The 14491-nt window shown below is 58.7% G+C and carries 11 protein-coding genes and 2 rRNA genes (1 of these 13 cut by a window edge); 9 read left to right on the plus strand and 4 right to left on the minus strand.

The genetic code is table 11. The annotated features are described in order from the left end of the window. From ACP3TY_RS06665 to mrdA, 3 genes are all read left to right on the plus strand, one after another. Positions 1–1530: ribosomal RNA gene (locus tag ACP3TY_RS06665) — 23S ribosomal RNA — on the plus strand (it extends 1364 nt beyond the left edge of the window). 159 nt (positions 1531–1689) lie between these two features. Further along, positions 1690–1805, plus strand: a 5S ribosomal RNA gene (gene rrf, locus ACP3TY_RS06670). Between the two features lie 225 nt (positions 1806–2030). Next, positions 2031–3923, plus strand: a complete 1893-nt coding sequence (gene mrdA / locus ACP3TY_RS06675; RefSeq protein WP_053122139.1) for a penicillin-binding protein 2 — start codon at positions 2031–2033, stop codon at positions 3921–3923. Between the two features lie 12 nt (positions 3924–3935). On the opposite strand, the gene ACP3TY_RS06680 is transcribed toward mrdA, so the two are convergent. Then, complete coding sequence (locus ACP3TY_RS06680; RefSeq protein WP_172680132.1) at positions 3936–4895, minus strand: LysR family transcriptional regulator; 960 nt, start codon at positions 4893–4895, stop codon at positions 3936–3938. 155 nt (positions 4896–5050) lie between these two features. On the opposite strand from ACP3TY_RS06680, the gene ACP3TY_RS06685 reads away from it, so the two are divergent. The 3 genes from ACP3TY_RS06685 to ACP3TY_RS06695 are packed head-to-tail and all read left to right on the plus strand — an operon-like array spanning position 5051 to position 8030. Then, positions 5051–6352, plus strand: a complete 1302-nt coding sequence (locus tag ACP3TY_RS06685) for an MFS transporter (protein WP_159814326.1) — start codon at positions 5051–5053, stop codon at positions 6350–6352. Then, on the plus strand, positions 6349–7104 hold the full coding sequence (locus tag ACP3TY_RS06690; RefSeq protein ID WP_426619541.1) for a class II aldolase/adducin family protein: 756 nt from the start codon (positions 6349–6351) through the stop codon (positions 7102–7104). The genes ACP3TY_RS06685 and ACP3TY_RS06690 overlap by 4 nt, the downstream gene beginning before the upstream one ends. Continuing rightward, positions 7101–8030: a 2-hydroxyacid dehydrogenase gene (locus tag ACP3TY_RS06695; RefSeq protein WP_426619542.1), complete on the plus strand. Its 930-nt coding sequence runs from the start codon at positions 7101–7103 to the stop codon at positions 8028–8030. Before ACP3TY_RS06690 ends, ACP3TY_RS06695 begins: the two co-directional genes overlap by 4 nt. Here ACP3TY_RS06695 and ACP3TY_RS06700 read toward each other — a convergent pair. Further along, positions 8024–8959 carry a LysR family transcriptional regulator gene (locus tag ACP3TY_RS06700; RefSeq protein WP_400650400.1) on the minus strand — a complete coding sequence of 312 codons (936 nt, stop codon included), beginning with the start codon at positions 8957–8959 and terminating at the stop codon, positions 8024–8026. The two genes, ACP3TY_RS06695 and ACP3TY_RS06700, sit on opposite strands and share 7 nt — an antisense overlap. Before the next feature lie 159 nt (positions 8960–9118). Here ACP3TY_RS06700 and ACP3TY_RS06705 point away from each other — a divergent pair, with 159 nt between their 5' ends. The 3 genes from ACP3TY_RS06705 (at position 9119) to ACP3TY_RS06715 (ending at position 12861) form a co-directional block, all read left to right on the plus strand. Continuing rightward, entirely contained in the window at positions 9119–10429 is a 1311-nt protein-coding gene (locus ACP3TY_RS06705; RefSeq protein ID WP_426619543.1) for an MFS transporter, read from the plus strand. Positions 10430–10451: 22 nt separating this feature from the next. Continuing rightward, positions 10452–11681, plus strand: a complete 1230-nt coding sequence (locus ACP3TY_RS06710; RefSeq protein ID WP_426619544.1) for a Zn-dependent hydrolase — start codon at positions 10452–10454, stop codon at positions 11679–11681. A gap of 154 nt (positions 11682–11835) precedes the next feature. Beyond that, positions 11836–12861, plus strand: a complete 1026-nt coding sequence (locus ACP3TY_RS06715) for a histone deacetylase family protein (RefSeq protein WP_426619545.1) — start codon at positions 11836–11838, stop codon at positions 12859–12861. 116 nt (positions 12862–12977) lie between these two features. Here the strand turns inward: ACP3TY_RS06715 and ACP3TY_RS06720 are convergent, their stop codons facing one another. Further along, on the minus strand, positions 12978–13382 hold the full coding sequence (locus ACP3TY_RS06720; protein WP_426619546.1) for a lysozyme inhibitor LprI family protein: 405 nt from the start codon (positions 13380–13382) through the stop codon (positions 12978–12980). 56 nt (positions 13383–13438) lie between these two features. Then, positions 13439–14359, minus strand: a complete 921-nt coding sequence (locus tag ACP3TY_RS06725) for an ADP-ribosylglycohydrolase family protein (RefSeq protein ID WP_426619547.1) — start codon at positions 14357–14359, stop codon at positions 13439–13441. Positions 14360–14491 lie beyond the last annotated feature (132 nt).

The following is a 14491-nucleotide window of genomic DNA, read 5'->3' on the forward strand; positions in this document are numbered from 1 at the left end:
TCGATGGAAAACAGGTTAATATTCCTGTACTTCTGGTTATTGCGATGGAGGGACGGAGAAGGCTAGGCCAGCTTGGCGTTGGTTGTCCAAGTTTAAGGTGGTAGGCTGAGATCTTAGGTAAATCCGGGATCTTAAGGCCGAGAGCTGATGACGAGTGTTCTTTTAGAACACGAAGTGGTTGATGCCATGCTTCCAAGAAAAGCTTCTAAGCTTCAGGTAACCAGGAACCGTACCCCAAACCGACACAGGTGGTTGGGTAGAGAATACCAAGGCGCTTGAGAGAACTCGGGTGAAGGAACTAGGCAAAATGGCACCGTAACTTCGGGAGAAGGTGCGCCGGTGAGGGTGAAGGACTTGCTCCGTAAGCTCATGCCGGTCGAAGATACCAGGCCGCTGCGACTGTTTATTAAAAACACAGCACTCTGCAAACACGAAAGTGGACGTATAGGGTGTGACGCCTGCCCGGTGCCGGAAGGTTAATTGATGGGGTTAGCTAACGCGAAGCTCTTGATCGAAGCCCCGGTAAACGGCGGCCGTAACTATAACGGTCCTAAGGTAGCGAAATTCCTTGTCGGGTAAGTTCCGACCTGCACGAATGGCGTAACGATGGCGGCGCTGTCTCCACCCGAGACTCAGTGAAATTGAAATCGCTGTGAAGATGCAGTGTATCCGCGGCTAGACGGAAAGACCCCGTGAACCTTTACTATAGCTTTGCACTGGACTTTGAATTTGCTTGTGTAGGATAGGTGGGAGGCTTTGAAGCGTGGACGCCAGTTCGCGTGGAGCCAACCTTGAAATACCACCCTGGCAACTTTGAGGTTCTAACTCAGGTCCGTTATCCGGATCGAGGACAGTGTATGGTGGGTAGTTTGACTGGGGCGGTCTCCTCCTAAAGAGTAACGGAGGAGTACGAAGGTGCGCTCAGACCGGTCGGAAATCGGTCGTAGAGTATAAAGGCAAAAGCGCGCTTGACTGCGAGACAGACACGTCGAGCAGGTACGAAAGTAGGTCTTAGTGATCCGGTGGTTCTGTATGGAAGGGCCATCGCTCAACGGATAAAAGGTACTCCGGGGATAACAGGCTGATACCGCCCAAGAGTTCATATCGACGGCGGTGTTTGGCACCTCGATGTCGGCTCATCACATCCTGGGGCTGAAGCCGGTCCCAAGGGTATGGCTGTTCGCCATTTAAAGTGGTACGCGAGCTGGGTTTAGAACGTCGTGAGACAGTTCGGTCCCTATCTGCCGTGGACGTTTGAGATTTGAGAGGGGCTGCTCCTAGTACGAGAGGACCGGAGTGGACGAACCTCTGGTGTTCCGGTTGTCACGCCAGTGGCATTGCCGGGTAGCTATGTTCGGAATAGATAACCGCTGAAAGCATCTAAGCGGGAAACTAGCCTCAAGATGAGATCTCACTGGAACCTTGAGTTCCCTGAAGGGCCGTCGAAGACTACGACGTTGATAGGTTGGGTGTGTAAGCGCTGTGAGGCGTTGAGCTAACCAATACTAATTGCCCGTGAGGCTTGACCATATAACACCCAAGCAATTTGACTACTCGAAAGAGCATCAGATTGCGGTGTGTGAAGACGAAACGAACCGAAAGTTCGAAACGCTCGCAAAACACCGAAAGCTGTCACATACCCAATTTGCTGAAGCGAGGCCATCTGGCCACGACTCAGTACCCGAATTTCTTGACGACCATAGAGCGTTGGAACCACCTGATCCCATCCCGAACTCAGCAGTGAAACGATGCATCGCCGATGGTAGTGTGGGGTTTCCCCATGTGAGAGTAGGTCATCGTCAAGATTAAATTCCGAAACCCCAATTGCGAAAGCAGTTGGGGTTTTGTTTTACCCGCAGGAAAAGTTTTCACGACGCGTTGAGACCGTTCCAACCGTCGCAAGACCTGCCATTGGAGAAAAACGTTCTGAAGTGACTGGGCAGTTTTTGGTATGGTGCAGCTCGTTTTTTAACGGACTGAGGTCATGCCCAAGGAACGGCATTAATTTATGTCAAAGAGTTGCTGTAGAAATGCCTGAACCTATCCCGATCAAGGATCACGAAAAAGAGACACGTCTGGTCAACAAACGGTTGATCGCCTGTGCTCTTTTCGTCTTTGCAGTCAGCTGTGCCCTGGTGGTGCGCCTGTACATCCTGCAAGTGGTCGAGTTCGATTACCACTCGACCATCTCCGAAAACAACCGCGTCCACGTCTTGCCGATCCCGCCCACACGCGGCCTGATCTACGACCGCAATGGCGTGTTGCTGGCTGACAACCGTCCCAGTTACAACCTGATCATCACCCGCGAACGCGCCACCGACGTCAATGAAGAGCTGAATGAGGTCATCAACCTCCTGCACCTGCCTGCCGAGGACCGCACGGTGTTCGACAAGGCGATGAAGCAGTCGCGTCATCCGTTCACGCCGGTGACACTGTTCTATGAATTGACCGAAGAGCAGATCGCCGTTCTGGCAGTTAATGAGTTCCGCCTGCCCGGGCTCGATGTTGAACCGCAGTTCGTCCGCCACTACCCACTCGGTGCGCATTTCGCCCACTCGATCGGCTACGTCGGCCGTATCAATGAAAAAGAATCCAAGACCCTCGACTCGGTCGAGTATCGCGGCACGCAATCCATCGGCAAGACCGGCATCGAGCGTTTCTACGAAGCCCAGCTACACGGCCACGTCGGCTACGAAGAAGTGGAAACCAACGCCCAGGGCCGAGTGCTGCGTGTACTCAAGCACACGGATCCGGTACAGGGTAAAAACATCGTTCTGAGCCTCGATGTTCACCTGCAAGAAGCCGCTGAGGCGGCACTGGGTGATCGTCGCGGTTCCGTAGTAGCGCTCGACCCGGCTACCGGTGAAGTGTTGGCCATGGTCAGTAACCCGAGTTTCGACCCGAATCTGTTCGTGACCGGCATCAGCTCCAAGGAATATTCGGCGCTGCGTGATTCTATCGACCGGCCGCTGTTCAACCGCGTGCTGCGCGGTCTCTACGCGCCGGGTTCGACGATCAAGCCAGAAGTGGCGATCGCCGGTCTCGATGCCGGCGTCGTGACGCCGCAGACCCGCGTCTTCGATCCGGGTTACTACCAACTTCCGGACTTCGATCACAAGTACCGCAACTGGAACCACAGCGGCGATGGCTGGGTAGACATGGACGCCGCGATCATGCGTTCCAATGACACCTACTTCTACGACCTCGCGCACAAGCTTGGCATTGATCGCCTGCACGACTACATGGCGATGTTCGGCCTCGGCGAAAAGGTCTCGCTGGACATGTTCGAAGAGTCGCCCGGTTTGATGCCGTCGCAAGCGTGGAAGCGCGCCACCCGCCGCCAAGCCTGGTTCCCGGGTGAAACCGTGATCCTCGGTATTGGCCAGGGCTACATGCAAGTCACGCCGCTGCAACTGGCTCAGGCCACTGCGCTGATCGCCAACAAAGGCGTGTGGAACCGTCCACACCTGGCGAAAACCGTCGATGGCGTGGCACCGGTCGATGAAAATCCAATGCCGAACATCCTGCTTAAAGACCCGCGCGATTGGGAACAGGTCAACCACGGTATGCAAATGGTGATGCACGATGCGCGAGGCATTGCTCGTGCAGCAGCGGCCGGTGCGCAATACCGCATTGCCGGCAAGAGTGGTACGGCGCAGGTGGTGGCGATCAAGCAGGGTGAGCGTTACAACCGCGAGAAAACCCTCGAGCGCCATCGCGACAACGCCTTGTTCGTCGGCTTCGCGCCGGCCGAGCACCCGAAAATCGCGATTGCAGTGATGATCGAAAACGGTGAGGCCGGTGGCCGAGTCGCAGGTCCGGTGGTGCGGCAGATCATGGATGCCTGGCTACTTGATCAGGATGGCCATCTCAAGCCGCAATACGCGGCGCCAGCCAAAGCGCCAGGCGATCCGCACGTTTGATCGATTACAGCTTCACAGCACAGGCTCACGCAAGCTGAGCATGTGCTGGAAGCTGTCGAGGAACACGGTCTCGGCCTGAGTCATCTTCTGCTCGCGATTCCACAGCAGCTCGATATCGAAATCCACTACGCCGTCCTCCGGTGGTAACCGCCAGAGCAAACCTTGCTCGACGTCGCGCCGCACCAAGTGCGTCGGCAGACAACCGATGCCGAATCCGGCGCAGATCAATCGGTATATCTCTTCGAAACTGGTGGAAGACGCCACGATCTTGCCGGTGAATCCTTGCTGATCGCGAAACAGCGTCAACGGCGATAGATTGCCGCCGAGCTGATCACTGGTGAAGCTGACGAAGTTCTCCGCCGCCAATTCCTCAAGCGACAGATTCTGTTGCCCGAACAACCGATGGCGCTGCCCGCAAAAATACGCGTAGGTCTCGCGAAACAACACCCGCCGTTCAAGCCGTGGTTGCGCGAGACGACATAGGCCAACGCCCACCGTGGCAGTTTTTTGCAGCAGTGAACTGATGATGTTCGAGCTGCCCATCACCTCGACTTCCAGCTCGATTTTCGGATGGGTTTCATGGAAGTCCGCCAGAAAATCATCGTAGTGCCGCGCCTGCACACCGCTGACCGTGAGGATGCGGATCTTGCCGACCACGTCATCATGGCGATGCTCGATCACTGTCCCCAACCGAGAAATATCGCCATAAATATCCGCCGCGATACGCAGGACTTCCTCGCCGGTTTCGGTCAGATCAAAGCGCCGTCCGCTGCGCGCAATCAGCACACATTCCAGTTGTTCTTCGAGGCGTTTCAATGCCTGACTGACTGCCGACTGGGTGATGTGCAAGCGCGCAGCGGCGCGGCTCATGCTGCCTTCCTGGCCGATTACGAGGTAGGTGCGCAGCAGATTCCAGTCCAGCCGATCATTGAGAAAGCGCCGACCGACCCAAGGGTTGGAAGAGGACATCACACACTCCATGTAGTAGCAGAGCTAATACTAGCTTTAAGTTTTTGAAAATTGACTAATCCTGTCACGGAAGCGATAAAGCCCACAAGCGCCACAGAGCGTGACCGTCAGCCGCCTGATACCTGCCCAAAAAAACGATAAATACACAGGTTCCTTGCATGCACACCACCGCTCAGCCACGTCGCGCCGCGGCCGCTGCCTTCATTGGCACGACCATCGAATTCTACGATTTCTACATCTACGCCACTGCCGCCGCACTGGTGCTTGGGCAAGTGTTTTTCCCCAGCGAAGATCCGGTTACCAGCACGCTCGCAGCCTTCGGCAGCTTCGCCGTTGGCTTCATTGCCAGACCGATGGCCGGGATGGTTTTCGGTCATTTGGGCGACCGTCTCGGGCGCAAGAAAATGCTTCTGGTGACGATGGCGCTGATGGGCCTGGCGACTGCCGGTATCGGCTTGCTGCCGAGCTATGCCAGCGTCGGCATATGGGCGCCGATCGGTTTGATCGTGTTGCGCCTGATCCAAGGGATTTCCGTTGGTGGCGAGTGGGGCGGGGCAGTGTTGATGGCCAGCGAACATGCGCCGGCCAAGCGCAAAACCTTTTACGCATCCTTCGCTCAACTCGGCAGTCCTGCCGGATTGTTGTTGGCCTTGATCGCCTTCCGCCTCGTCACTTCGCTGGAGCCGGAAGAGTTTCTCGCCTGGGGTTGGCGTCTGCCGTTTCTCGCCAGTGGCGTGCTGATGATGGTCGGTTTGATGATCCGTTCCGGCGTGCATGAATCGCCGGAATTCGCCAAGGCCAAAGAGAACAACGAAACCTCGAAATACCCGGTGAAAGACGTGATCCGTCAGTGCTGGCGGCAGATTCTGTTCGCGGCGGCTGCGGTGACCATTGGCTCGGCCGGCTTCTTTTTTACCAACACTTTCATGATCACCTACGTCACCCAATACCAGGGCATTTCGCGGGCGACGATTCTCGATTGTCTGTTCCTGGTCACGGTGATTCAACTGCTCTCGCAACCGCTGTCGGCGCTATTGGCCGAACGCATTGGCGAAGGCCGCTTCCTGACGCTGGTTGCGTTGCTGTGCATGGTCACGCCGTACCCGATGTTCCTGCTGGTCGGCACGCAAAACATCTTGCTGATGACCCTCGGCATTGCCGTCGCGGTGGTGATCCTGTCGGCGCTGTACGCAGTGATTGCCGGTTACATGACTCAGGCCTTCCCGGTGCACCTGCGCTACTCGGGGATTTCCATCGCCTATCAACTGAGCTGCGCGCTCGCCGGCGGCACCACACCTTTGATCGGCACGCTGCTGGCCAGCAAATTTTCCGGGCAATGGCTGCCTCTGGCGGTGTTCTTCACATTGCTCTCGACCGTGTCGCTGATAGGTGTCTGTGGCCTCGCTCGGCTGCGTGCCGCGCCGGTCGTTCTGCATTCCAACAAAGAGGTGTATTCGTGAGTAAACCTGCCCACATCGATCCGATCGAATGGCAAGCCCGCTGTGAGCTCGCCGCGCTGTATCGCTTGATCGCGCATTTCCGCATGACCGACTTGATCGACACGCACATCACCCTGCGTATTCCGGGGCCGGAGCATCATTTTCTGATCAATCGCTACGGGGTGATTTTCGACCGCATGCGTGCTTCGGATCTGGTGCGCATCGATCAGGATGGCAACATTGTCGACCCTGAATATGCGGGTCATCGGGTCAACGCCGCAGGCTTCGTCATTCACTCGGCGATCCACATGGCGCGCCCGGATCTGAACTGCGTGATCCACACGCATACCGCCGCTGGTATGGCCGTCGCTGCGCAAAAACAGGGCCTGCTGCCGATCAGCCAACACGCGCTGAAGTTCTACGGAAAACTGGCTTATCACACCTACGAAGGCATCGCGCTGTCGCTGGATGAACGCGCGCGTTTGATCGCCGACCTCGGCCCGCACCGCGCGATGATTTTGCGCAATCACGGTTTGCTGGTTGGTGGCTCGGGCGTGGCTCAGGCCTTTCAGGAAATCCACTTTCTCGAGCGTGCCTGTCAGGCGCAAGTGCAGGCATTGGCCGGTGGTTCGGAGCTGCATTATCCGTCCCACGAGGTCTGCGCGCACACCGCTGAACAGTTCGACCGCGATGAACAGGACAACATCATCGACCTGGCCTGGGCGGCCGCTTTGACCCTGATCGAATCCCAGCGCGAGTCTTATCTGTCATGAGCACCGTTGCACTGTTGTCCCGCGACTTGCTGTTGCTCGAGCAATTGCAGGCAGCGTTTGCACGCAGCGCGCCGCACCTCACGGCAGTGCTGGCCGATGACCCGCGAGCGCTTGATGCACAGATCGCGGCGTGCTGGTTTCCGCTGCCGGGCAGTCTCGCCGCGTTGCCCAATCTGCAAGTGATTCACTCGGTCGCCGCCGGTATCGATCATCTGGAGCACGATCCGTCGTGCCCGGATCTGCCGGTGTGCCGGGTGGTCGATCCCGGTCATCGGCAAGGCATGACCGAGTATGTACGTTGGGCGGTGATTCACTTTCACCGGGGATTTGATCAGGTGCTGCAACAGCAAAAACGCCAGCACTGGGAGCGGCCGCAGCAACGCCCGGCGAGTCAATTCAGGATCGGGATCATGGGCCTGGGATCGCTCGGCAGCGCCATCGCCGAAGATCTGGCTAACGCGGGTTACGACGTTCGCGGCTGGGCGCGAAGTACCAAGGATCTGCCGGGTGTGCAGACCTTCGCCGGCTCGAAAACCTTCACGGCGTTTTTGCACAACGTGGAGCTGCTGATCAACCTGTTGCCACTGACCCACGAGACGCGCGGCATCCTCAATCAAACCGCGTTAGAACACCTGGCCAACGGCGCAGCACTGGTCAATGTCGGACGCGGCGCACACCTGAATATCGAGGATCTGCAACAGGCGCTGCAAACAGGGAAACTGCGCGGCGCGCTACTCGATGTCTTCGATCAGGAACCGTTACCCAGCGACCATCCACTCTGGACAACCGCCGGTGTAACGATCACCCCGCACATGGCCTCGGCAGCTTCCCACAACTGTATCGCCGAGCAGATCGCGGAGAACTTCCGACGACTGAATTCGGGGGAAGAGCTACTCAACAGCGCCGACAGAACGCTGGGTTATTGATCCGCCAGGCACGCCTGCAAGCGTTCGATAAACAGCGTCTCGGCGCGGCTCATGCGCTGGTCGCGGTTCCACAGTAAATGGATGTCGACATCGGCAATCCCTTCGTGAGGCGGCAGTCGCCAGAGCAATCCCGCCTCAACGTCGGCCGCCACCACATGCTCCGGCAGACAACCAATCCCGAACCCGGCGATCACCAGTCGTCGGACTTCCTCCAGGCTCGGCGAGGACGCGACGATGCGTCCGCTGAAACCCTGCTGATCCCGAAAAATCGTCAGCGGCGAGAGCATTCCGCCAATTTGGTCGCTGGTAAAACTGACGAAATTCTCGCGCTGCAAATCGCCTTCGCTGACGTCCTCGCGACCGAACAATTCATGGTGCTTGCCGCAGAAAAACGCATAGCGCTGCCGCAGGAACAAACGCTGTTCGAGACGCGGTTGCGGGCGGCGATTGAGGCTCAGGCCGAGGGTCGCGGTTTTCTCCTGCAAGGCGCTGACGATGTCGGAACTGCGCATCACATCGACCTCCAGATCCACCCGTGGATACTGGCGATGAAAGTCGGCAAGAAAGTCATCGAAGCGGTCGGAAAAGATCCGGCTGATGATCAACAGGCGCACTTTGCCGATCACTTCGTCGGCCGGTTGTTCGAGCAATCCGCCGACCTGTGACACCTGTCCGTAAATCTCGCCAGCGAGTTCGAAGATCTGCTCGCCGACTTCGGTCAGGGCAAAGCGCGGGCCACGCCGGGCGATCAATTGCCGGCCGAGTTGTTCTTCCAGACGCTTGAGTGCCTGGCTCACCGCTGGTTGCGTCAGGTGCAAACGCGCGGCGGCGCGGCTGATGCTCAGCTCCTGACCGATCACGCGGAAGGTGCGCAACAGGTTCCAGTCCAGACGATCATTCAGCAAACGTTGTACATCGCGCTCAGCCATCGTGGCCTCGATTATAAGTTGGCGTAATAGTAAGAATAATAAATAGAAAATTGACTAATCATAGCCCCGGGACGATAAATCACTCCCAGACAGGCACCGCCAGAGTGCCTCGCCCCAGCGTTTTCCTCCTGCCAAAAAAACAATCAAAGGAGCCCGACCATGAAGCCCCAAGCTTCCAACCAGCCGCGCCGTGCGGCAGCCGCTGCCTTTATCGGCACCATGATTGAGTGGTACGACTTTTACATCTACGCCACCGCCGCCGCGCTGGTGTTCGGCGCGTTGTTTTTCCCTTCCGATGATCCACTGTTCAGCACCATGGCCGCCTTCGGCACCTTCGCCGTGGGCTTTTTTGCGCGGCCGTTGGGCGGGATCATTTTTGGCCACATCGGCGACCGCATCGGCCGCAAGAAATCGCTGATCATCACGTTGCTGATGATGGGCGTGGTCACCGTGTGCATCGGTCTGCTGCCGACCTACGCCCAGATCGGCGTGGCCGCGCCGGTGCTGCTGATTCTGCTGCGCGTCGTCCAGGGTATCGCCGTCGGTGGCGAGTGGGGCGGGGCGGTGTTGATGGCCGGCGAACACGCGCCGAAGGGCCGGCGCAACTTCTTCGCGTCCTTCGCGCAACTCGGTAGCCCGGCGGGTTTGATCCTCTCGCTGCTGGCATTCAGCGCGGTGACCCGTTTGCCCGAGGAAGACTTGATGAGCTGGGGCTGGCGTCTGCCGTTCCTCGCCAGTGCGTTCTTGCTGCTGGTCGGTCTGGCGATTCGTCTGGGCGTAAATGAGTCGCCGGAGTTCCTCGCCAGCCGCGAGAAGGCGAGCAAGGAAACCCGTAAGGAACAAGCGCCGGTGATGGAGGTTCTGCGCACCGCGTGGCGCCCACTGTTGCTGTGCATCGGCGCCAACACGCTGGGCATTGCCGGGGTGTATTTCACCAACACCTTCATGATCGCCTACACCACTCAACAACTGGCATTGCCGCGCTCGCTGATTCTCGAATGCCTGTTCGTCGTTGCGATCATTCAGTTTTGCATTCAGCCGCTGGCGGCATGGACGGCGGAGAAGGTCGGCGCCACGCGTTTCCTGTGTCTGGTGTCGCTGCTGGCGATGGCCTCGCCGTATCCGATGTTTGTTCTGGTGAGTTCGGCGCAGGCGCCGCTGATCATTCTCGGCATCGCACTGGCGGTGGTGTGCATGGCGTCGTTTTACGCGGTGATCGCCGGGTACGTCAGTGGCATGTTCGAGACCCGCGTGCGCTACACCGCGATTTCGCTGGCCTATCAGATTTGCGGCGCGGTGGCGGGTGGTCTGACGCCGCTGATCGGCACCATGCTCGCGCACAAATTCACCGGTCAGTGGTGGCCGCTGGCGGTGTTCTACAGCCTGATCGCTGCGGTTTCGCTGATCTGCGTGTTGTCCCTCGCACGTCGCCATGCCAGCGCTCATCGCGCGGAAATGGCTTCTATTTAATCTCGAATTCCAGGAGCACCTCATGTTGAAGATCAATGGCGAACGCCTGTGGGCGAGCCTGATGGCGATGGCCGAAATCGGCGCAACCGCACGCGGCGGCAGCTGCCGTCTGGCGTTGAGCGATGAAGACAAAGCAGGCCGCGAACTGTTCGCCCACTGGTGCCGCGAGGCGGGCATGACGCTGAGTGTCGATGCCATCGGCAACCTGTTCGCCCGCCGCCCAGGCACCGATCAGAACGCGGCGCCAGTGATGATGGGCAGCCACCTCGACACCCAACCGGAAGGTGGCCGCTTCGATGGCGTGTACGGCGTATTGGCCGGTCTGGAGGTGGTGCGCTGCCTCAATGACCAGAACATCAAAACCCGCAAACCGTTGGAAGTCGCGGTGTGGACGAACGAGGAGGGCGCGCGGTTTACCCCGGCGATGTTCGGCTCGGCGGTGTTCACCGGGATCATGGATTTGCAGGCCGCACTGGCGGTGCGCGACGCCAACGGCATCAGCGTTGCCGAAGAATTGCAGCGCCTTGGTTACGCCGCTGACCGTGCCTTGGGAGGTGCGGTGGATGCCTATTTCGAAGCGCACATCGAGCAAGGCCCGGTCCTTGAAGACAACGCGAAAAGCATCGGTGTGGTCAGCGGTGGCCAAGCGATCCGCTGGCTCGATGTGCGCGTCGAAGGCATGGCCGCGCATGCCGGCACCACGCCGATGCCGTTGCGCAAGGACGCCTTGTACGGCGTGGCACGGATGATTCAGGCGATTGAAGAACTGGCGGCGGATTTCGCTCCCGAAGGGCTCACCACTGTGGGCGAACTGAGCATCAATAAATCGTCGCGCAACACCATTCCGGGGCTGGTGAATTTCACCGTCGATTTGCGTCATCACCGTGACGACGCCATCGCCGCGATGGAACAACAAGTGCGCGCACGGTTGCAGACAATTGCTGATGCGCGGGGTTTGAGTGTGACGATCACCCCGCACTGGATCAGCCCGGCCACGCCGTTCGACGCCGAGTGCGTGGCGGCGGTGCAATCGGCGGTGGATGCGCTGGGCTACGCTCAGCAATCGATTGTCAGCGGCGCCGGGCACGACGCGATTCTGCTCGCGCGGTACTGCCCGACGGCGATGGTCTTCATCCCGTGCGTCGGCGGCCTGAGCCACAACGAAGCCGAAGACGTGCTGCCCGAGGATGTGCGCCAAGGCACCGATGTGCTGCTTAACGCCGTCCTGGCTCGCGCTGAAATTTCCCGGTAATCCCCAATCCCCATGTAGGAGTGAGCCTGCTCGCGATGGGGCCGTGTCAGCCACCATCAACGTCAAATGACAGACCGCTATCGCGAGCAGCCTCACTCCTACAGTTGAAATCGGTCATTTTGAAGATTTGTATTAACTGACAGGAATCCATCCCATGCGCAGTTTTTTCCACCCCGAACAATTGCTCCACCATCCACGCAGCTACTACTCCCGTGGCCAGATGCGCACGCCGCAGGAAGTCCCCGAACGCGCGCAACGTCTGGTGCAGGCCGCGCACACTCTGGGCTTCAACGTCGAGCAACCGACCGACGCCGGCCTCGCGCCATTGCTCGCGGTACACGGCGCGCCGTACCTGACATTCCTCCAGGAAGCGCACGCCCGCTGGAAAGAAATCCCCGAAGACTGGGGCGATGAAGTCATGTCGAACATCTTCGTCCGCGAACCCAATGCCCTGCGCGGCATCCTCGCTCAGGCCGCGCGGTATCTCGCCGACGGCAGTTGCCCGGTCGGCGAGCAGACCTGGCGTTCGGCGTACTGGTCGGCGCAAAGCGCGGTGGCGGGCGCGCAGGCGTTGATCGATGGCAAACCGGCGGCGTACGCGCTGTGCCGCCCGCCGGGACACCACGCTCGTGCCGAAGCCGCCGGTGGTTTTTGCTATGTGAACAACGCGGCGGTGGCGGCGCAGGTGTTGCGTGACAAGTTCGCCAAGGTCGCGGTGCTCGATACCGACATGCATCACGGTCAGGGCATTCAGGAAATATTCTACGACCGCGATGACGTGCTCTACGTCTCGGTGCATGGCGATCCGACCAACTTCTATCCGGGCGTGGCCGGGTTTGCCGAAGAACGCGGTGCGGGTGCGGGGGAGGGCTTCAATCTCAATCTGACGATGGCGCATGGTGCGAGTGAAGCGGATTTCCTCGGGCAACTCGATGTGGCGTTGGCGGCGGTGCGTGAGTTTGGTGCCGAGGTGCTGGTGCTGTCGTTGGGGTTCGATATTTATGAGCAGGATCCGCAGAGCAAAGTGGCGGTGACGCGTGAAGGGTTTGCCACCTTGGGTGAGCGGATTCGCGGGCTTGGGTTGCCGTGTTTGATTGTGCAGGAGGGTGGGTATCACCTGGAGAGTCTTGAGGATAATGCTCGGGCGTTTTTTGTGAATGGTGAGGTTTGGCAGATCTGATATTTGGGTTGTTTGACCGATAGTCTTCGCGAGCAAGCCCGCTCCCACATGTTGAAATGCATTCCAATGTGGGAGCGGGCTTGCTCGCGAAGAGGCCCTTAAAATCGCCGCAAAACTCAGGCCCCCGGCACCGGGCAACTCATGTCACCTTCCTCGCACTTCAAATATTCTTTCAGCGCCTCAACCCGCACTTTGGTCACACTCGTCAGGCAATTGCTGTAAATCAACGGATATACACTCCCGCCCGCGACCCCGGATGCCGAAAACTTGCACTCGGCATCACGGAACCCGACCCACGCCCGCTGCGCACTGACCAACAGCTTCTTGCCCTCAGGGTTGTCCTTCAAGCGCCCGGTAATCTGCTGATACACCGCATTCAACTCTTTATCCGCCGCTTTGAAATCCTGCCCGGCGCACTGGTTCATCGTCGCCTGATCGCTGGCGTTGGCGCAGTCGATGGCGGCGTGGGCGAGGGAGGGGAATAGTAATGGCGTCAGGGCCAGCAACAGGCGTGGGGACATGAGGATTCTCGCTGCGTCGAAAGTAAGTGTCAGGCAGTGTAGCGACTACGCCGAGCCTATTCAGGCGTACGCAATCTGGAGGCGTCAAGCAATCGATCTGCAGTCGCCGCAATTTCGGCGCCGTCATGCAGTTTATCCAGCCAGTGTCCCGGGATACCACGCTCTCCGTAATAAGCACCGGCCAGTTGGCCGGTGATTGCGGCGGTGGTGTCGGCATCATCACCCAGATTGGCGGCCAGCAGAATCGCAGCGGCAAAGCTGTCGGTTTGCTGAAAGCACCACAGCGCCGCTTCCAGCGACTGCACGCTATAGCCGCTGCCTTTTATGTCCGCGTGGGTTTTGCCAAGGTAATTCCCGCGAGCAATCGCAGCGACTTTGGGTTGCGAGAAATTGGCTGATGGCAGTTGGCGAAGCTCTGCCTTGGTTGCGCCTTCAAGAGCCTTGGCAATCAGCCCTGCCAATAATTGGCAACACTCGATGGCTTCAGCTGCGGCGTGGGTGGTTCGTGAACTGTCGGCGGCAAAGGTCTGGATCTGCTGGGCATCAGGGAAGTAAAACAGCACCACCGGTGCCAGACGCATTAGTGAGCCATTGCCGGCGCTGTACGGATCGGTTGAGCCCGCAAAGGGATCTGACGTCTGTTGGTATTGCTCCAGTGCCCGACTGACGGTCATCCCGATATCAAAACACTCACCAGTCGAACTCAGATAACCCCATTGCCACCAGTTGAGGTAGCGGCCCATTTGATCAGCAGCATTGAATCCGTTTTTGTTCAGCAGACTTTCCGCCAGACACAGCGCCATCGAAGTGTCATCAGTCCATTGCCCCGGTTTGAGCCGGAACGGGCCGCCTCCGATCATATCGGTCAACGGTTGGAATGATCCCCGCGGTTTGAACTCAACTGTAGTACCAACCGCGTCGCCGCAAGCCAGGCCGAGCAGGGCGCCGCGATAACGTTCGGCGAGGGAAGGCTGCATGGTACGTCCTTGTGTGGTTCGATCTCGCTGGAAACGGTAACAGCTTCGCCGTCGTAACGGTGGCTGGATCCACGCAATCAGCGGTCGGGAATTGCAGCCGGATGTTTCTCTTTTGCACCGGTTTGATACAAC

The organism is Pseudomonas rustica (assembly GCF_049959085.1).
Classification (GTDB): domain Bacteria; phylum Pseudomonadota; class Gammaproteobacteria; order Pseudomonadales; family Pseudomonadaceae; genus Aquipseudomonas; species Aquipseudomonas rustica.